The organism is Curtobacterium sp. MCLR17_034, assembly GCF_003234485.1.
Classification (GTDB): domain Bacteria; phylum Actinomycetota; class Actinomycetes; order Actinomycetales; family Microbacteriaceae; genus Curtobacterium; species Curtobacterium flaccumfaciens.
Window position 1 is genome coordinate 353172 of the sequence record NZ_QKTH01000002.1, and the last position, 18396, is coordinate 371567.

The following is an 18396-nucleotide window of genomic DNA, read 5'->3' on the forward strand; positions in this document are numbered from 1 at the left end:
GACGATTGCGGGTACTGAGGCCGTGGATCGATCACGACCAGGACGCGTCGACGCGGACGCTTGCTCCTCCCTGAGGAGCAGTGACGTCTGCCGCCACGCGCTGTTGTCGAACCTACGAAAGAAGGCGGCTCGGCACATGTCCCCGGGGGGAACATCTTCAGCGGTGAGCCGCCCACGGCGGCGCAGCACATAGCGGGGCTGAGCAGATCGCGCTTCCCGGCACCCAAGCGACACGTCTCAGTGATGTTGATCGACGGCGAGCGCAGCGCTTCATCTGCTCAGAAGGCACGACGACGCAATCCATTCCGCGCGGTGCTGCAGGAGCTCGAAGGCGCAGAAGATGGCGACCCCGGTGCCGCCTCACGCGTGGTCGAATACGAGGAGATCACTCCGGCGGCTCGCTGACGCCCTGTCCGACTGAACGCTGGTCTCCCTCGCTGGTGGGCCGGGATGTTCCGCGGTCATCGGGCGACGACTGCGGAGCTGCCAATCACGCCCGGTGCTGCGGTCCCTGAGCTTCTAGGAGGTTTGTGATACCCGTCGAAGGTTCCATGTGGTCGGGGAAGGTCATCTGCTCGCACGTCCACGCTCGATTCGACGCTTGCGGCGACCGGATCGGCAAGGATCCACACGAGCGGGATCGAGGCCAGACGGGTTCTCAGCAGCTGGTTCGGGCCGGGTGATCTGCGTCGGATGTTGATCCTGTGCAGAGCACAAGAACGCAGCAAACTGCGACGCGTGGCCTCGTCACGGTCACTTCCGGGCGGAACGCATGAGCATCAACGCAACCCTCGCTTCGACCGTAGCTTCCCTCGCCGCTCACCGATCCTGTTTGCGCTGCCCCACCGACCTCGTTCGCGGACGTTCGATCGCGTCGGCGAGACAGATTCATCGAGTCCCACCAACCGCCGCATGTGTTGCAGTGCGAATCCATCGAGGTGTGGCGCGTTTGCCAGATTTCGCAGCACCGATTCGGACGGATGACGATCACGTCCTTGCTCAGATGGTTCGTAGTAGGCCTCAGTCGTGCCGGGAGAACGGGCAACTTCGGCTCGTCGAAGCCCCGCGAGCCTTCGGCCGTCGCGCTCGTCGGAGAGCGGCGGCCGAGCGAGCCTGCGAGTCGCGCGGAGGTGATCGCCGAGAAGTCCCTGCTGCTCAAGCATCCTGCGTCCTCACTCTCACGGGGTGCGTCCTCCTGACCGGCGCTCGGTCATCAGCGATGCTGCGAAGAGCACCGCCGAGCCGAGCATCACCGACGCGAGTATCCGGATACCAGCGCCTCCGTTGCTCGGCGCGAGCGCAGCGCCACCGACGGTAGATGCCGCGATGGCTCCGAGGTACAAGAAGGCTCGAAGGAGACCGGCAGACGCCCCGACGGCTGCTTGCGGAGCATGAAGGTACAGAGCACTCTGCAAGCCGAGGTTTGACAGGCCCTGCGGGACACCCATGAATGCGGAGATCCCGATGAGTACCCAGAGGGGAGTGTCCGCAGCAACGAACATGAGCATCACGCACCCGAGAGCTGCAGCACGCCCGCAACTCGCAGCTTTGCCTCGTACTGCGGGGACCGTCCGGTGATCACCGAGGCGACCAGACCTGATGCGAAGGACGGAAGCAGGACCAGGCCGGCAACGGAAGCGCTCAGAGCGCGCTCGCTTTCCAACCACTGCGTAAACCCGAAGACGAAGCCGTACGTGACTGTTGCGCCCAAGATCGCCCGAATGAAGACGAGTACCAGCGGGCGGCTGCTCGAGAGCACCCGCAGGTCGATGAAGGCGTCCTTGGCGCAGAGTTCCCGGATGACGAACGCGACTCCCGCAGCGATCGCGAGCACCGACAGCCACACCGTGCTTGCTTCGATCGCGTTCACGAACAGCAGCAGCGAGACCATCGTGACGGCGAAGAGAGCGATGCCCGTCAAGTCAAGGCTGCGCCCCGGCCGCTCAGAAGAGTCTGTGTCCCGCGGAAGGAACACCCAGCCCAGAACCAGGCACGCGAGTCCGAGGGGAACGTTCAGAGCGAGAGTTGCCTGCCAGCCACCATGGTCGACGAGGAGGCCGCCGAAGGTCGGCCCGATCACCGCCACAGTCTGCCCTGCAACAGCGAGGGCAGTGAGCGCGGAAGCAGCGGTCGGAACGCCCGTGCGACGGCTTTCGTCAGCGAGCACCGCGATCGACGCAGGATAGGCGGCGCTCGTTCCGAGGCCGAGGATCACGCGAGCGAATACGAGAACCCAGATGTTCGGTGCAGTCATCCCGACGACGCCTGCCGTCGCGGTGAGTCCAGCCCCGATCAGGAACAGCCGACGGGGGCCGTAGGTGTCGACCAGTCGACCTGCCAGTGGCTGACCAACGGTCGTGGCCAAGAAGAGGGCGGTGATCAGCCAAGCGGTCTCAGTGGCGGGCGCTCCGAACGCGACCCCGATGGGGACGAGTGCGACAGCGATCACCGACGTGTTGATCGGATTCAGGACCGAGCCGACCACCATGGGCAGGAGCAATGTCCGGCGACGGGCCGACGGTGCCCCCGGACTAACGTCGCTCATGAGCGGTCATCCCGAGCCAGCCGACCAGTGTCGCCCGACGTACTCATCCTGATCTGACCCGAACACACCACGACGTGGCCTCCTAGTCATTAACTGTCTTTCTGGCAGTTTATGACACCTGCCCAGAGGTAGGCCCTGGTGTCTTGCTTCACGCTGATGGCGTCGAGAATGAAGGCGACCGCTCCCTGGAGGTGACGGTGTTCCCCGGCGTCGGGCCCGAAGGCGCTTGCTCCGCCGACCGTCGTGAGCAGGGTGATCACCTCATCGACGTCCAGGACGACTCGGATGCGGCTGACGCGCTGAGCCTCGGCGAGTGGATCGCTTGTGATATCGGCAACCCGCCGCTCGTGCCTGCGGCGACCGCGGGCGCGGCTGCACGATCGAGGACCCATGCGTTTGAGAACACTTCGGCGAACGGCGAGGCCTGGGTGCGCCGAGCAGACGCGCCCAGGCCTCACTCAGTCATGAGGTGGATGCGTCTGCCCAGGTGTCGTCAGCCGTGATGATCCCGAAGGTCGGGTTGGTGAGGTGCGCCGGAGCGATGACGGTACCGTCAGCCTTGGCGCGCGCGAACAGCGCGGCGCGAGCGGCAGCTGCCTGGTCCTGATCGTGATCCGTCATGAAGTGGATGCCTCGGTCGTTGAGCTGGGCCGGAAGCTCGATGAGATCACCGACGAAGAGGATCCGCTGTCCCTGGGACTCGATCTCGATCGTCACGTGACCCGGCGTGTGCCCGGGAACGTGGGCAACCGTGATGCCTGGGAGGATTTCCGCCGTCCCAGGCGCGAAGGTCCGCAGGATTCCCGCGGCGGCAGCAGATTCCATCAGCGGTCGGGTCGGGTCGCCATCCGGCGCACCCTCCACGAGCGGGGCCCAGTCTGCCGCGCCGTAGTGCACCTCGGCGTTGGGGAAGAATGGCTTGCCGTCGTGCATGATCCAGCCGACGTGGTCGAGGTGCAGATGCGTGACGAGAACCTTCGAGATGTCGTCGGGGCTCACGCCTGCCGCAGCCAGTGCGGCGGGGAGCGAGCCTGCTTCCGCCATGTGGCTCGGCGGGTCCGTCAGGCCGTTCAGCTCCGCCAGCTCGGCCGGGAACGGTAGGGACAGTTCGCCGGCGCCTGCGTCGATGAGGAGCGTTCCGGCGGGCCCTTGCACGAGGTGTGCCCCGATCCGGATCCGATGGGTGCCTGACGCGTCGAGAGTGTCTGGGTGCTCGGAGAAGTCTGCTCCGGGGTAGGCGGACGCAGGTAGGTGGGAGTCGCCGTCCCGCAGTGCTGTGATCGTGTACTCGCCGATCGTGATCGTGTCGCTCATCACTCTTCCTTCGCTCGAACTGACTGTGTGACAGTGGCTGTCATGTGGGCAGGAAGTGACTGTACCGTACGATGGCGGCATGGAACAGCGAGAAGTCCGACCCAAAGGTGTCCGGGAGCGGATGCGCGAGACGATCAGGGGTGAGCTGACAGACGCTGCAGTTCGCCTCGTCCGTGAGGTTGGTTTCGACGGCACCACGGTGAGTGCCATCGCCGCAGCCGTCGGGGTGTCCGAGCGGACCTTCTTCCGGTACTTCCCGACCAAGGAAGATGCCGTGCTGCAGGCAACCGAGTCACTCAGCTCCGCCGTGGCGGATGCCCTGGCCGATCGACCGGCAGAGGAGAGCGACCTGGAGGCGTTCCGTGCGGCGTTCCAGGTGGCGGTCGATTCCGTCCGCGCTGCTCCGGACCGATGGGCGACGGTCATCGGTCTGGGGCAGTCGGAGCCCGCCCTACGGCGCCGACACCTCCAGCAGCAGGACATGTGGGTTGATGCGCTTGCCGCCGCCGGTGAGGAACGCGCCCGTGTGGGCAATCGCGCGACGGCGGCCCGGCTGCACGCAAGCGTGATGATGCTCGCCTGGGAGCGCGCGCTCGTGTCCTCGTTCCACAGCGAACGTTTCGACCGGATCGGCGAGGAACTGGACGTAGCGATTGCCGAAGTGCGCGACTTCATCGGCCGGTAGTGCGTCCGTCGCCCAGGGTGCGCAGATGGCCGACAGCAGCTGACTTCCACGAGCGTCCGGATGGTTGACCTGTTCCCATCAGGAGCAGGCTGTCGATCGCGCCTCGTCGTACGTTCGGGATGCCTGGGCAGATCATTACTCGCTCGGGTGCTACCGGTGAGGTAGCCGGAATCATCAACGCAGCGTGTGCCTCGTGGGCGCCCTTGCTCCCTCTCTGAAATGGAACGCCATGTCCGATACCTCGGGATCGATCGTCGTCGCCTACCACTCTGGTTACGGCCATACTGCAGTGCTCGCCGAAGCGATTGGCCGAGGCGCGGCAGATCGCAGCGCCAGCGTCACCCGCATCGACGTCAGCAGGCTGAGCGACGATGACTGGGAGGTTCTCGACGCGGCAGACGCCATCGTCTTCGGATCGCCCACCTACATGGGTGGAGCGTCGGCCGAATTCCACAAGTTCGCTGAACTCACAGGAGGACGGTTCTTCCGGAGCGCGTGGGCCGACAAGCTCGCCGCGGGCTTCACCAACTCCGGGTCCAAGAGCGGCGACAAGTCGAACACGCTTGGGTTCTTCCAAGCACTCGCAGCCCAACACCACATGATCTGGATCAATCTCGCGCTTCCCGCGGGCTGGAACTTCGCGGACAAGTCCGAGGACGACCTGAACCGCCTCGGGTTCTGGCAGGGCGCCGCCGGTCAGACGCACAACGACCTCGCCCCCGACGCCATGCACCCGTCGGACATCGAGACCGCCGAGCACCTCGGCCGACAGGTTGCTCGACAGACGGAGATCTTCATCGCCGGCCGGCGCGCTGTCAGCGCTGCGGCGGCGACCAACACCGAGTACACGCGATGACCGACGCCACGGTGCACGTGGAGCGCAGGGCTGCTTCCCCCGAAACAGCAGACTCCGTGTGGAAGCGCCTCGGGAACTTCGACGACATCTCGTGGATGCCAGGAGTGGAGCGGGTGCGGCACATCACGCCGAGAAGCGCGTGAGGTGTTCCTCCAAGGCGCCGGTCAGTCGGTGACCGAGGAACTCCTAGCGCAGACCGATCGAGCTCACACCTTCCGCTTCACGGACCCGGGCCCGCTCCCGGTCAGCTGTGGAATCGCCACGACGTGAGCCGGGTGGGGAGCCCGACCTGCGTCGTGCACGACAGCGCCGTCGGCGACTCACCCTGCGGCGGGAGAAGCTCGCCGTTGTCGCCAGCGAGGGCCTGGTCGTCGTGGAGTACGACGCCGATCCGGAGAGCACCGACGCCGACGAGCTCGCGCTCCTGTCGTCGCTGGGCTGACGGCGCGGCCCCTCAGGCTCGACCGTCGGTCGGTCTGACGAGCCGTTCCACCGTCGTCATCGCCGCCCGTCGCGCTGCGGCGTGGTCGATCGGCGTCGCGGCGAGGATCGGCGTGGTGCCGGTGGCGGCGAGGCTGACGTGGAGGACGACGTTCAGCAGGTCGACGGCGCTCAGCTCCCGGGTGATCGTGCCGGCCGCCTGGGCGCGTTCGATCTGCTCCAGCTTGCTCCGCTCGGACACGACGACCTGCGCCGGGACGCCCTCCGCGGGCCGCTCGAGCTGGTACCAGGCGGACAGCCGCACGATCTCCGGGTGTGCGTGGTAGTGGTCCATGAGCCGCCCGGTGTAGCCGGGGAGGTCGTCGGCGTCGAAGGGGACGACGTCGATCGAGCCGAGCGCGAGCGCATCGAAGGCGGCCTCGAACAGCTGCGCCTTGCTGCCGTAGTAGCGGAAGAGCGAGGAGATGTTCGCTCCGGCGGCCTTGGCGATGCGGTCCACCCGCGCTCCGGCGATGCCGTGCGTCGAGAACTCCTCGATCGCGGCGTCGAGGATCTGCTGCCGCGTCTGCTCGCTGCTGCGCACCATGCGGCAATCCTAGCGAGTAAGTGGTTGCTTGCGTTTCCAGCTCCATCCCCGTAGGGTCGTCCCGCAGTGCAAGTGAACACTTACTTAGGAGCAGCAGCATGACCAAGACAGCAGTCGTCACCGGCACGTCGTCCGGCCTCGGCAAGGCCACCGTCGAGAAGTTCGCGCGGGAGGGGTGGAACGTGCTCGCCACCGTTCGCGACCCCGAGCAGCTCGGCCTGTACGCCGAGCTCGAGAACGTGCGGACGCTCCTGCTGGACGTCGACGACGAGGCGGCGGCGCCGACGTTCGCTGCCGACGCCGTGGCGGCGTTCGGAGGTGTGGACGTCCTCGTCAACAACGCCGGGTACTTCCAGATGGGCCCGCTCGAAGCGTCGAGCATGGAGCAGATCCACCGCCAGTTCCAGACGAACGTGTTCGGGCTCCTGGCCCTGACGCAGGCGTTCCTGCCCGTGTTCCGAACGCAGCAGTCCGGCGTCGTCGTCAACATCGCGTCGATCGGTGCGGAGGGCGGGTACCCCTACACCTCGGTGTACTCCGCGTCGAAGGCCGCCGTGCTGACGATCAGCGAGGCCCTCAACGTCGAGATGCATCCCTTCGGTGTGCAGGTGAAGGCGGTGCTGCCGGGACAGCACGCGACCCGCATCTTCAGCAAGATCGACGGGCCCGACATCGAGGTGGACGCGTACACCGCTCAGATCCAGGCGTTCTTCGACCACGTCCCGGAGTCCGGCTCCGAGCCGTCCGTCGTCGGCGACGTCGTGTACACGGCGGCGACCGACGGACGCACCGACAAGGTGCACTACTACGCCGGCCCGGACGCGCTCGCCATCCCGCGCATGAAGCGCCTCCTCGGGATTGAGGACTACTGGGAGGAGTTCCAGGCCTTCGCGCTCGGCTCGCCCAGTCCGCTCTGGCAGACGCTCAACGTCCCGGCGGGCACCGCTCCGCTCGAGCGGATCATCTGACGGCGGCACGGACATGACATCGCAGCCCAGACCACCGTTCGATCCCGAACTCGAAGCCGTCCTGCCCGTGCTCGACGGACTCGTTCCGAAGAACGTCACGCTCGACGACGTCGACACGTTCCGGGCGCTGACCACCTCACCGCCGATCGAGGAGACGATCGCCGGTCGGCCGATCCTCCACACCGTACGGACGATCCCCGGACCCGTCGGCGCACCCGACCTGACGGTCTCGGTGTTCGAACGTACGGACCACACCCGTCCCGGGCCCGGGATCTTCCACACCCACGGCGGTGGCCTGATCGGCGGTGACCGCTTCGTCGGCGCCGGGGTGTACCTCGACTGGGTCGAGCGGTTCGACGCGGTCGTCGTGTCGGTCGAGTACCGTCGGCCGCCGGAGCACCCGGATCCGGCTCCGATCGAGGACGTGTACGCCGGTCTCGTCTGGACCGCCGACCACGCGGCGGAACTCCGGGTCGACCCCGCTCGGATCGTCATCGCGGGCGAGAGCGCGGGTGCCGGCCTCACCGCCGGCCTGGCGCTGCTGGCGCGGGACCGGAACGGCCCGGACGTGCTCGGGCAGGTCCTCATGTACCCCCTCCTGGACGAGCGCAACGACACCGTCTCCAGCCACCAGGACGATTCCGCCGGCACCTGGGACCGGACCAGCACCGAGACCGCGTGGGAGGCCTACCTGGGCGATCGCCGTCGCACGGGAAGCGCGTCGACTTACGCGTCCCCGTCGCTGGCGACCGACCTGTCGCACCTCCCACCCGCGTTCATCGACGTCGGGTCTGCGGAACTCCTCCGCGATGAGGACGTCGCCTTCGCGTCGGCCATCTGGGCCGCCGGCGGATCGGCCGAGCTGCACGTCTGGTCGGGCGGCTTCCACGGGTTCGACCAGATCGTCCCGGCGGCTGCGGTCTCCCGAGCGGCCACGGCCGCACGGACCAGCTGGCTGGAGCGGCTCCTCGGCAAGGGATGAGGAACGGACGGGAGGCGCGTGGCGGCACCGTCACGCGCCTCCCGTCCGACGTGCGGCCGCTCAGACCCTCGCGGCCTCGCCGGCGATGCGTCTCGACAGATGCTCGAGCGCCTCGGCGCTCGTCGATCCCGGGACCGCGTGGTAGGCGCAGAGCAGGTAGCCGGGGGTGTTCGGCACGACGAACGTCTGGTGGCGCAGCGGGACCTGGCCGTACCCGTCGACGAAGGGCCGGACGTCGCCGTCGTAGTAGGGGTCGACCTCGTGACGCTCCCACAGGTCGCGGAACACCGGGTCGAGCGCGGCGAGCCGGGCCGCGGTCGCGTGGAGACGCTCGTCGTACGGGTCCCCGTAGAAGCGCATGCGGCGGGCGGTGCGGTCGGCGAGCGCCGGCCAGGTCGGCAGGGCGCGTACCTCGGGGCGGGTGAAGACCACCTCCGGGATGCTCATCCCGACCTCGAGTCCGAGGGGCACGACCCACCGGGCGAGGGCGTTCGACAGCACCACCTCGTGCCGCGAGTTGATGATGTAGGCGGGCGTGTTCGCCCACGAGTCGAGGATCGCCGCCATCGCCTCGGTCGACACAGCGGCCTCGGCCGCCGCGATGTCGGAGGGCTGCGCCGTGCTCATCCGCGCCATGTGCTGCGCCGCCGCGTCGTCGAGTCGGAACGCGCGCGCGAGCGCCTGCAGGACCTGGTCGGACGGCGTGCGATCGCGGCCCTGCTCGAGGCGGAGGTAGTACTCCTGGCTGATGCCGGCGAGTCGGGCCACCTCGTCACGGCGAAGGCCGGGGACCCGGCGCCGCGTCAAGGACCGCACGTCGACGTCCTCGGGGCGGGTCGCCGCGCGGCGTGCGCGGAGGTAGTCGCCGAGCGGCGAAGTTGTGCTCACGACCGGTCCTCTCCTCGTCCTCGTCGGCACCGGCGTGGGCGCCCCTGTCGATCCTGGCGCATCCGCGGGGCCGGAGCGCGCCGACTGTCCCCGGCAGGGACACCCTCGGGGCTCCCCGGCCCCGTACCGTCTGGCGAGTCCGGAGGGAGAGCCGTGCAGGGAACACCGGTACGACGCGCGCACGTCACGGTCGCCGCCAGATTCGCGTCGACGCCGACCGAGGTGTGGTCCCGGTTCGTGGACTTCGCCGACGCGCACGTCGGTGCCGGCGGATCGGTCGAGGTCCTCGTGCCCGGCGAGAGCCGCTGGGTCCGCCGGTCGTCAGCGGACCTGGGCGTCGTCGAGGAACGTTCCAGCGGTGGTCCGGACGGCATCGTCGCGTACCGCGCACGGGTCCCCGGCGGGTCGGCGATCGACGATCTCGACGCCGTCGTCCGGGTGTCGCAGGACGGCGCGGGCAGTCTCGTCACCTGGAGCACCGAGGGGCTCGCGAGTCGCTCCCCGGCCGACCGGGAGCGAGTGGGGAACTGGCTCGCGGAACGCTTGCGTGCCGCCGGTGGACGCGTCCTGCCGCCGCTCACGATGGACGTCTGGCTGGGCGGCTACCGGCCGATCGCGCGGACCGGTCTCGACGGGGCCGGGAACGCGACATGGTCGCCGACGACCGCGACGCTCATCGCCGGCGAGCGCGACGCCGTCCTCGTCGACGCCCTCATGACGGTGGACGAGGCCGACGACCTCGTCGCGTGGATCCGCGGCACGGGGAAGCGGCTCCGTGCGGTCGTGGTGACGCAGGGGCAGGCGGACCACTTCTTCGGACTCGGGCAGGTGCTCCGGGCGTTCCCTGACGCCGTGGCCACCGCGGTCGCCGACGTGGCGGAGCAGGCGCGGGCGCACACCGGACCCGTGCTGCGCTCCCGGTGGGAGACGCTCTTCCCGGGGCGTCTGCCGATGACGGTGACGGTCCCGAACCCGGCCCCCGCCGGAGCGATCGACCTGGAGGGGCACACGCTCCAGCTGTTCGACGTCGGCGAGGTCGGCGGGCGCCCCACGAGCGTGGTCTCCGTCCGGCACCTCGACGCGCTGGTCGGCGGTGACCTGGTGTACAACCGCGTGCACCCGTGGCTGATCGGCACCGACGGCGCGTCCCGGCGTCGGTGGTGGCGGTCGCTCGACCTCGTGGAGGCACTGCGCCCCGCCTGGGTCGTCGCGGGGCACCGGCACCCGGACGCGGCGTCCGACGCGGCGGGACCGCAGGTCGACGACCTCCGGCGCTACCTCGAGGACGTCGAGGCGGTGCTCGCCACGAGCACGGAGCCGTCCGCGTTCGTGGCCGAGATGGCCGCTCGGTGGCCGAATCACGGGAACCGCTCGACACTGGAGGCGTCGGCCGTCGCGCTGTGCACGCCCGGCAGGGCGCACGCACCCTCGGAGTTCCCCGACCTGCTGCCCCGGGGCGGGGAGGACGAGGAGTCGCACCGCACCACCCTCGACTGAGCCGGCGCGCCCATTAAACTGGCAGTGACCGGGAGGAACGTCGTGGGCGGTTCGGAACTCGCAACGCGGCTCCGCACGCTGCGACTGGCGGCCGGCATAACGCTCGAGGCACTCGCTGAGCGGTCCGGTGTGAGCGTCCGCGGGATCAGCGACATCGAGCGCGGCAAGAGCCTGCACCCGCAGCCGCGCACCGTCGAGGCCCTGGTGGCCGGGCTGGGGCTCGACGACGCGGCACGACGCTGGCTCCGCGCTCCGCTGGTGTCCATCGGAACCGACGGCGGCCGCACCGACTTCCGTCCCGCACGGGTCACGGACTTCACCGGCCGCGGTGCCGAGCTGCACCGACTCGTCGGGCTCCTCGACCGGCCCCAGGCGCCCGGTGCGCCCGACCCCGTCCGCGTCGTCGTCGTGTCCGGCCCACCCGGGATCGGCAAGACCGCGTTCGTCACGGAGGCGTTGGCGCGTGCCGCCGGGCAGGGGCGGCGGGTCTTCGTCGACCTCGCGGGGCACGGCCGTCCCGCTTCGACGTCGCTGGAGGTCTTGCAGCGGGTGCTCCGGCAGTGCGACCCCGGGGACCCGCCGGGGACGCTCGCGGCCGCCCGTGCCCGGTGGGCCGAGGTCGCCGCGGGCGAGCGGGTCCTCGTCCACCTCGACAACGTCTCCGGTGAGGACCAGGTGCGGCCCGTCCTCGTCGAGGGCCGGGCGACGGTCGTCGCCACCTCACGCCGGTCGCTCGCCGGACTCGACGCCGAACGGGTCGTCCTCGACGTGCTCGCCCTGGAGGACGCGCGACTGCTCCTCGAACACGTGATCCCGCCTCGGCAGCGCGACGACGGCTCGGTCGCGGAGCTTCTCGCCCTGTGCGACGGCTTCCCGCTCGCGCTCCGCGTCGCGGCGAACCGGATCGCGAGCCGACCGGCGACCAGCGCCGCCGACCTCGTCGTCCGGCTGCGCTCGGCCGATCGTCGTCTGGCGCTGCTCGTCGCGGGGGACGTGTCCGTCGCGGCGGCGATCGCGGTCTCCCACGACGACCTCGACCCGCCGACGGCGGCCGTGTTCCGCACGACCGCAGCCCTCGACGGGGTCACCTTCGACGCGCAGGTCGTCGCGGCGGCACTCGCCGACGACCCGCGCGACACCGAGGAACGCCTCGAGCAGCTCGTGGACCTCGGGCTCGTCGAACAGCGGGGTGCCGACCGCTACCGGGTGCACGACCTCATCCGGTTGTTCGCCTCCGACCGGCTCCGCGAGGACCCGACCGCCGAGGCAGCGGTCCGCGCGCGCCTGGACCGGTGGCTGCTCGACCGGTTGCTCGCTGCGGGGTCGGCGTTCGTCGTCCCCGGCAGGGCCCCGGTGTCCCGGCCGGACGCGGACCAGCAGGCGGCACGGGACTGGGTCGTCGCCGAGGTCGACCACTGGTGGCCGGCGTTCCAGCGCGCGGCGGCCGACGGACGCCACGAGACCGTGCTGACCCTGACGAGCGTGCTGCAGTGGGTCGCGAACCTCTGGCCGGACTGGGGCAGGTGGTACGAACTCGACCTGCTCGCGCAGGACGCCGCGAGCGCGACCGGTGACGACGCCGCTGCGTCCGCCATTGGCGGCCACCTCGCCTGGGCGGCGCACATCGAGCGGGCGGACCACCTCCTCGCGGCACGGCACGCGGCGGAGGCCCTCGACGCGGCTGAACGGTCGGGCGTCGGGCACCTCGTGTCGTGGGGCAACTACCACGTCGCCTGGGCGGCGCTGGAGCTCGGTGAGACCGAGGCCGCCGAGGCGCACGTGCGCGCTGCGGTGGCAGGCTTCGAGGCCGATCCCGATCCGGTCTTCCTGCACCAGGCCCGCGGTCTGCTCGGGGTCGTCCTCCGTGCGCAGGGGCGGCACACCGAGTCGGTTGCGGAGCTCCGGACGACCGTCGCGGGCATCGTCGCGGGCCTCGACCCGGTGGACGAGCGCGTCCGGTACGCGCAGGCCCTCGCGCGCGCCGAGCTGGCCACGTCGCTCCTCGCCGCCGGCGTCGAGGACGACGCGCTCGACGTCCTCGACGCCGGTCTCGCCGCCGTCCCGCTCGACACCGGGACGTCGCTCGGGCTGTTGCTCCGCACACGGGCCGCCGTCCTGACGTCACTGGGACGCCGGGAGGAGGCGCTCCGTGACGTGGAACGCGCTCTGGAGGCGTTGCCGGCGCGGGTGCGTCCTGCGCGGTTGGACGCGTTGCAGCGCGAGCTCGCCGCACTGCGCGACGACCTCACCGGTTCCGCCGGTTGACCCCTTCCCGACGGGGGCTTCACACGGTCACTCTCCGCTGCGCTGTCAGTTCCTTCCGCAGCGCGGCGAGCACCTCGGCCGCGTGCGAGCCGGCGGGAGCGTGGAAGGCCGTGAGCACGTGTCGTCGGGCGCCTGGGACCTCGAGCGTCTGACACCGGAGGGTGACGGGGCCGTGCCCGTGCACCTCTTGCTCGATGGAGCCGTTCAGGTAGGGGCGGGCGTCGTGTCGCGCCCAGAGTCTCCGGAAGTCCTCGTCACGGATCGACAGCGTGCCCACGATCTCCTGCAGGCGGCGGTCCCGCGGATCACTCCCGTACCGCAGCGTGGCCGCGGTGCGTTCGGCCGCCTCCGGCCAGTCCTCCATCCCGGCCCGGGCGGCCGCGGAGAAGACGGCGAACGGCAGGTTCACGCCCGGGCGAAGGGCGCCGCCCGTCATTGCCCGAGCGAGCGGGTTCACGACGAGGACGTCCTGATTACCGTCCATGACGTACGCGGGGGTGCCGGTCCACTGGTCGAGCAGGCCGGCCAGCGCCGTCGTCGCCGAGCCGGGAGGCGCGGGGGCGTCCGGCGTGAGCTCGCCCGTCTGGATACGCACCAGGCGGCGCATGTGGTCGACGGCAGCGGCGTCCAACCGCAGTGCACGACCGAGCGCGAGCAGCACCTGGTCCGACGGTTGGCGGTCGCGCCCCTGTTCGAGGCGCAGGTAGTACTCCTGGCTGATCCCGGCGCGCCGCGCCACCTCGTCGCGACGGAGTCCGGCGACGCGGCGCGGGGTCATCGAGACGATCCCGACGTCCGTCGGCTGCACGAGGGCGCGGCGCGCCCGGAGGTACTCGCCCAGCGGTGTCGCGGTGATCGGCATGGCGGTGCTCCCTCTCGTCGGCGGTGCGGCCCCGGTGTCGGGTGCTGCAAGATGACGATCAACAGCCCACCAGTCGGCCGGCGTCCGCACCATGCAGAACGCAGGCAGGAATCGAGGAGACCGTGACCGCACCGACCGCCGGAGCTGTCCTCCGCCGCATGCGCGCAGAGGCAGGCCTGACCCTCGCCGACCTCGCCGACCGGGCCGGGGTGGGCGTGCGCACGATCGGGGACATCGAGCGGGGGGTCGCACGTCGCCCGCAGCGTGCCACGCTCGAGGCGATCGCGTCGGCGCTCGACGTCGGTCGCGCCGACCGGGACGCGTTGCTCGGCATCGGCCGGCAGCGGCGGACAACGACGACGGCCGCGCCCGACCCCGTCGACGACTTCACCGGCCGAGAGTCCGAACTCCGGCAGATCCTCGATCGACTGGACGACGACCACCAGGCGGTGGTCGTCGTGTCGGGCGGCCCCGGCGTCGGCAAGAGCACGCTGGCGGCGGAGGCGCTCCGCGTGCGTGGCGGCACCTGGCTGCACGTGGACCTCGGCGGGCAGTCCACGTCGCCGCTGTCCCCGCTCGACGTGCTGCGCCGTCTCATCTCGATCGCCACGGACGGAGCGGAGGACGCACCGACCGACTTCGACGCGGCCGCCGCACGGTGGCGGGCGCTCCGCGACGAGCGCGGTCACGCAGTGCTCCTCGACGACGCGGCGGACGAGGCGCAGGTGCGACCGGTGGTGCAGGCGAGCGGCCCGTCTGCCCCGGTGCTCGTCACCGCGCGACGGTTGCTCGCCGGCCTGGACGCGGGGCTCCGGGTGACGGTCGGGCCCTTCGCACACCGGGACGGCGTGTCCCTGCTCGAGCGCATCGTCCCCGACGCCGCAGGCAACCCGTCGCTGTCCGCCCTGGCCGACCGGTGCGCCGGCGTCCCGCTCGCACTGCGGATCGCCGGCAGTCGGGTGGTCGCTCCCGGAGCGGACCTCGACCGGTTCCTCCGGGCGATGGCCGAGGAGGACGCGCGGCTCGGGGTCCTCCACCACGGTGACCGCTCTGTCGAGGCCGCCTTCGTCGTCTCCTACCGGCAGCTCCCGGAACGGACGGCCCGCGTGTTCCGGTCTCTGTCCGTCATCGACGGGTCGACCTTCGACGCCTGGACCGGCGGGGCTGCCCTCGGGCTCGACACAGCGACGGCGGAGGACGCGCTCGAGGACCTCGTCGACCTCGGTCTCGTCGAGCCCCGCGGCGGGAACCGGTACCGCGTGCACGACCTCCTCCGGGCGTTCGGCCGCGGGCAGCTCGACGCGGAGGACGGGGGAGACGCACGTGCGGGGCGGCGGGCTCGTCTCCACGCCGCGGTGCTCGGCAGGCTGTCCGACGCGGCACGCTGCTTCGCCCCCGACGCCGGTCCCGCGTCCGACATCACGACGCCGGAGGTGGCGAGGCGCTGGATCGTCGGGGAGGTCGACCACTGGTGGCCCGCGTTCCGCGCGCTCGCCGCCGGTCCCGACCCTGCGGCGCTCGTCCGGGTGGCCGGCGAGCTGCAGTGGTTCTCCAACCTCTGGCCGGCGTGGGGGCACTGGTACGCGCTCTTCGGGCGGGCGGTCGACGCCGCTCGTGTGATCGGCGACCGGGCGGCCGAGTCCCGCCTCCTCGGGCTGCAGACCTGGGCCGCGCTCATGGAGGTGGGTGACCGGGACGGAGCCCTCGAACTGGCGACCGCAGGGCTCGCCGCGGCGGAGACCGTCGACGACGACCTGGTCGTCGCCAACGCCGAGTACCACGTCGCCTGGGCGCACCTCGCCCTCCGGCAGCCGGTGCTCGCCCTGCCCCACATCCAGTCCGCAATCAACGGGAACGAGCGCGCCGGGGACGACGCCGCGCTCGTGCAGTGCCGGTCGATGGCTGGTGCGGCGCTCCACCTGCTCGGGCGCCACGAGGAGGCGATCGACGCCTTCCGCGCGGTGCTCGACGACCTGGACCGGGCACCCCAGGACGACGCCGGGGTGGCCTTCACCCGGGCGGTGGCACTCGAGGAGATCGCGAAGTCGGCGAACGCGCTCGGCCGGTGGGACGAGGCCCGTGACGCCGCGGACACCGGGCTCGGCATCGCTGCCGGGATGTCGTGGGACACCGGTGCTGCCCGGGCCCTGCGGCAGCGTGCCGAGGCGCTGCTCGGGACGGGGGCGGTGGAGGACGCTCTGGCTGACGCCGAGCGGGCGATCGCACTCGTCGACCCGGACCGCGCGGATGCGCAGGCGCTCGCCGTGCTGGACGAACTCACCGAGCTGGTCGACCGCGCTCGGCGGACGATGGCGCCCGAACCGGACTCGTCGACGCGCGACGCCGACGTGGAAGGTGCCCCCACCGGGGGCAGGCTGGGCACGCCAGTCGCCGACTAGCCTGCCGCGGTGCAGCCACACCCGGACCACCAACCGATCGTGCGCGCTCGCGACCTCGAGCACGCCTACCCGACGCCCGCCAGCCAGGGACGTCCCGTCCTGCGCGGGGTGTCCCTGCAGGTCGACCGCGGGGAGATGCTCGCCATCGTGGGGCCGAGCGGCTCCGGCAAGAGCACGCTCCTCGCCTGCCTGTCCGGGCTCGAGACGCCGCTGCGGGGTGTGGTCGAGCTCGACGGTGTCGACCTCCGCGGTCTCTCGCGGCAACGCTCGGCCCGGTACCGCCGCGGGCGGGTCGGGTTCGTCTTCCAGTCGTACAACCTGCTCCCCGCCCTGACCGCGCGGGAGAACGTCGCGTTGCCGGCACGCCTGGCGAAGCGTCCGGCGGACCGGCGGACGGTCGACGCCGCGCTGGACGCCGTGGGACTGCTCGACGCGGCGGACCAGCGGCCGGACGCGATGTCCGGCGGCCAGCAGCAGCGGGTCGCCATCGCCCGCACGCTCGTCGCCCGTCCTGAGGTCGTCTTCGCCGACGAACCCACGGGCGCACTCGACACCGTCGCGGGCGCGCGGGTGCTCGACCTGCTCCGCCGGACCGCAGCGGGCGAGCGGTCGGTCGTGATGGTGACGCACGACCTCGCCGCAGCGGCCCGCGCGGACCGTGCCCTGGTCCTGCGCGACGGCCTCGTGCACGCAGAGCTGATCCGTCCGGACGTGGACGGCCTGTTCGCCGCCGTCGAGCACGCGGCGGACCCGGCATGATCACCGCACAGCTGGCCGTCGCGGACCTCCGGTCGTCGTGGCGGGTCTGGTGCGGGTTGTTCGCGGTCTGTGCTGTCGCCGCGATGGCTGGATCGGTCCCCGGCACGCTCGTCGTTGGCGGGCTGGAGACCCCGGACGTTCGGGGGCTGGCGATGTTGTCCATCGCGGGCACGACGGCAGCGTTCGCACTCATCGCCGTCCTGGTGGTCGTCTCGGCGATCGTCAGGCTCACGGCGGCGCTCCTCGACCGGACCTACGGGCTCTGGCAGCTCGCCGGTGTCACGCCCCGCGGAGTCCGATGGACGATGCTCGTGCAGACGGCCCTGGTGTCGACGGCCGGCGCGGTCGTCGGTGCGGCCGCGGCCGTGGGTGTCGTTCCGCCAGCGGTGTCCGCGGCACTCCTCGACTCGAACGGGCTTGCCGACGTCCGGGTGGCGCCGTCCTGGGGTGAAGCGTTCGTGGTCGTCGTGGTCACGGCTGGAGCCGCGATCCTCGCCGGTGCGTCGGGCAGCAGGCGTGCGGCAGCCACCTCGCCGTCAACGGGGCTCGGGTCTCCGACGGCGAGCCGTCGCTCGGCCGTCGTCCGAGCCACGGTCGCCGTCCTGCTCGTGGCGCTCGCAGGGAGCATGCTTGCCGGGATGCCAGCGTCGATCCCGGACGGAGCAGCCCCGGCGCTCCTGATCGGCCCGGTGCTGGTCGCGGCGGTCGCCGTGCTGGGCCGCTCCGTCGGCACACCCGCCGTGCGGGTCTGGACCGCCATCGTGCCCGCCGGGGCTTCCGTGGCCTTCGGGCTGGCGCGTTCAGCGGTGCGGTGGTCGTCGACGCGGAGCGACACGACGCTTGCCGCGTTGTTGATGGCGGTCGGACTGCCCGCTGCACTGGTCGGCGGGCAGCGGACCGCTGCGAGTGCCGTCGGTGCCGATTCGCACGGCGGGGCGGGGGCGACGGTGCTCGTCCTCAGCGGCCCGGTGCTCCTGGCTGCCATCGGGGCGGCGGCCACCGTGGCGATGGCCGCGCGAGACCGTGCCCGGGAACGCGACCAACTCAGGGCCGTCGGCGCCTCGCCTGGCCTGCCGGTCCGGGTCGCGGCGCTCGAGGGACTCGTCCTCGGGGTCACGGGGACGTTGGTCGCCGCGGCGGTGGTCGCCGTCGCGGTCACTGCCGAGTGGGCGGTGCTCGTCGGGGAGTACCCCGGTGCGCGGCCGGTCTTCCCCGTGGCGCTGCTCGGTGCCGTGGGCGTGTTCTCGACGGCGCTCGTGGTCGTCTCCTCGGTGCTGCCGGCGCTCCCCGCCCGTCGTCGTCGCGTTCCTGTCCGGGCGTGAGCCATCCCGCCCGATCCGGCCGGACCC

The 18396-nt window shown here is 71.2% G+C and carries 16 protein-coding genes; 11 read left to right on the top strand and 5 right to left on the bottom strand.

What is annotated here, in order from left to right:
• The first annotated feature begins 240 nt into the window (after positions 1-240).
• The gene (locus DEI98_RS18515) at positions 241-405 is read left to right on the top strand and encodes a hypothetical protein (RefSeq protein ID WP_181437923.1); all 165 of its coding nucleotides are present in this window, start codon (positions 241-243) and stop codon (positions 403-405) included.
• Positions 406-1507: 1102 nt separating this feature from the next.
• Here DEI98_RS18515 and DEI98_RS04220 read toward each other — a convergent pair.
• Positions 1508-2488, bottom strand: coding sequence for an MFS transporter (locus DEI98_RS04220; RefSeq protein WP_220037058.1), 981 nt, complete (start codon positions 2486-2488; stop codon positions 1508-1510).
• Positions 2489-3007: 519 nt separating this feature from the next.
• Positions 3008-3859: an MBL fold metallo-hydrolase gene (locus DEI98_RS04225; RefSeq protein WP_181437924.1), complete on the bottom strand. Its 852-nt coding sequence runs from the start codon at positions 3857-3859 to the stop codon at positions 3008-3010.
• 79 nt (positions 3860-3938) lie between these two features.
• On the opposite strand from DEI98_RS04225, the gene DEI98_RS04230 reads away from it, so the two are divergent.
• The 3 genes from DEI98_RS04230 to DEI98_RS04240 all read left to right on the top strand — a co-directional run bounded on the left by DEI98_RS04230 (position 3939) and on the right by DEI98_RS04240 (position 5842).
• Positions 3939-4544: a TetR/AcrR family transcriptional regulator gene (locus DEI98_RS04230; protein ID WP_111100009.1), complete on the top strand. Its 606-nt coding sequence runs from the start codon at positions 3939-3941 to the stop codon at positions 4542-4544.
• A gap of 229 nt (positions 4545-4773) precedes the next feature.
• Complete coding sequence (locus tag DEI98_RS04235; protein WP_111100010.1) at positions 4774-5400, top strand: flavodoxin family protein; 627 nt, start codon at positions 4774-4776, stop codon at positions 5398-5400.
• Positions 5401-5650: 250 nt separating this feature from the next.
• Positions 5651-5842 carry a hypothetical protein gene (locus DEI98_RS04240; protein WP_111100011.1) on the top strand — a complete coding sequence of 64 codons (192 nt, stop codon included), beginning with the start codon at positions 5651-5653 and terminating at the stop codon, positions 5840-5842.
• A gap of 12 nt (positions 5843-5854) precedes the next feature.
• Here DEI98_RS04240 and DEI98_RS04245 read toward each other — a convergent pair whose 3' ends face one another.
• Positions 5855-6427, bottom strand: coding sequence for a TetR family transcriptional regulator (locus tag DEI98_RS04245; RefSeq protein WP_111100012.1), 573 nt, complete (start codon positions 6425-6427; stop codon positions 5855-5857).
• 98 nt (positions 6428-6525) lie between these two features.
• On the opposite strand from DEI98_RS04245, the gene DEI98_RS04250 reads away from it, so the two are divergent.
• On the top strand, positions 6526-7395 hold the full coding sequence (locus DEI98_RS04250; RefSeq protein ID WP_111100013.1) for an SDR family oxidoreductase: 870 nt from the start codon (positions 6526-6528) through the stop codon (positions 7393-7395).
• A gap of 13 nt (positions 7396-7408) precedes the next feature.
• On the top strand, positions 7409-8377 hold the full coding sequence (locus tag DEI98_RS04255) for an alpha/beta hydrolase (RefSeq protein WP_111100014.1): 969 nt from the start codon (positions 7409-7411) through the stop codon (positions 8375-8377).
• A 60-nt stretch (positions 8378-8437) separates the two neighbouring features.
• On the opposite strand, the gene DEI98_RS04260 is transcribed toward DEI98_RS04255, so the two are convergent.
• A complete protein-coding gene (locus DEI98_RS04260) occupies positions 8438-9265 on the bottom strand; it encodes a helix-turn-helix domain-containing protein (protein WP_181437925.1) in 828 nt (275 codons plus the stop codon).
• Positions 9266-9418: 153 nt separating this feature from the next.
• On the opposite strand from DEI98_RS04260, the gene DEI98_RS04265 reads away from it, so the two are divergent.
• On the top strand, positions 9419-10762 hold the full coding sequence (locus tag DEI98_RS04265) for an MBL fold metallo-hydrolase (protein WP_181437926.1): 1344 nt from the start codon (positions 9419-9421) through the stop codon (positions 10760-10762).
• Positions 10763-10804: 42 nt separating this feature from the next.
• Positions 10805-13027, top strand: a complete 2223-nt coding sequence (locus DEI98_RS04270) for a helix-turn-helix domain-containing protein (RefSeq protein ID WP_146243419.1) — start codon at positions 10805-10807, stop codon at positions 13025-13027.
• Positions 13028-13046: 19 nt separating this feature from the next.
• Here the strand turns inward: DEI98_RS04270 and DEI98_RS04275 are convergent, their stop codons facing one another.
• Positions 13047-13889 (bottom strand): helix-turn-helix domain-containing protein, encoded by an 843-nt coding sequence (locus DEI98_RS04275; protein WP_111100018.1) that lies wholly within the window; start codon positions 13887-13889, stop codon positions 13047-13049.
• Between the two features lie 122 nt (positions 13890-14011).
• Between DEI98_RS04275 and DEI98_RS04280 the strand changes: the two genes are divergently transcribed.
• Genes DEI98_RS04280 through DEI98_RS04290 form a run of 3 tightly spaced genes read left to right on the top strand, consistent with a single transcriptional unit; the run spans position 14012 to position 18369 of the window.
• Positions 14012-16288 (top strand): helix-turn-helix domain-containing protein, encoded by a 2277-nt coding sequence (locus DEI98_RS04280; RefSeq protein ID WP_111100019.1) that lies wholly within the window; start codon positions 14012-14014, stop codon positions 16286-16288.
• A 9-nt stretch (positions 16289-16297) separates the two neighbouring features.
• Positions 16298-17047: an ABC transporter ATP-binding protein gene (locus tag DEI98_RS04285; protein WP_220037059.1), complete on the top strand. Its 750-nt coding sequence runs from the start codon at positions 16298-16300 to the stop codon at positions 17045-17047.
• Positions 17044-18369, top strand: coding sequence for an FtsX-like permease family protein (locus DEI98_RS04290; RefSeq protein ID WP_111100020.1), 1326 nt, complete (start codon positions 17044-17046; stop codon positions 18367-18369). Before DEI98_RS04285 ends, DEI98_RS04290 begins: the two co-directional genes overlap by 4 nt.
• Positions 18370-18396: the final 27 nt, after the last annotated feature.

Coding starts and splice junctions, on each gene's coding strand:
- DEI98_RS04250 (WP_111100013.1), top strand. CDS start 6,526: ATGACCAAGACAGCAGTCGTCACCGGCACGTCGTCCGGCCTCGGCAAG.
- DEI98_RS04275 (WP_111100018.1), bottom strand. CDS start 13,889: ATGCCGATCACCGCGACACCGCTGGGCGAGTACCTCCGGGCGCGCCGC.
- DEI98_RS04220 (WP_220037058.1), bottom strand. CDS start 2,488: ATGGTGGTCGGCTCGGTCCTGAATCCGATCAACACGTCGGTGATCGCT.
- DEI98_RS04255 (WP_111100014.1), top strand. CDS start 7,409: ATGACATCGCAGCCCAGACCACCGTTCGATCCCGAACTCGAAGCCGTC.
- DEI98_RS04245 (WP_111100012.1), bottom strand. CDS start 6,427: ATGGTGCGCAGCAGCGAGCAGACGCGGCAGCAGATCCTCGACGCCGCG.
- DEI98_RS04290 (WP_111100020.1), top strand. CDS start 17,044: ATGATCACCGCACAGCTGGCCGTCGCGGACCTCCGGTCGTCGTGGCGG.
- DEI98_RS04225 (WP_181437924.1), bottom strand. CDS start 3,859: ATGAGCGACACGATCACGATCGGCGAGTACACGATCACAGCACTGCGG.
- DEI98_RS04235 (WP_111100010.1), top strand. CDS start 4,774: ATGTCCGATACCTCGGGATCGATCGTCGTCGCCTACCACTCTGGTTAC.
- DEI98_RS04230 (WP_111100009.1), top strand. CDS start 3,939: ATGGAACAGCGAGAAGTCCGACCCAAAGGTGTCCGGGAGCGGATGCGC.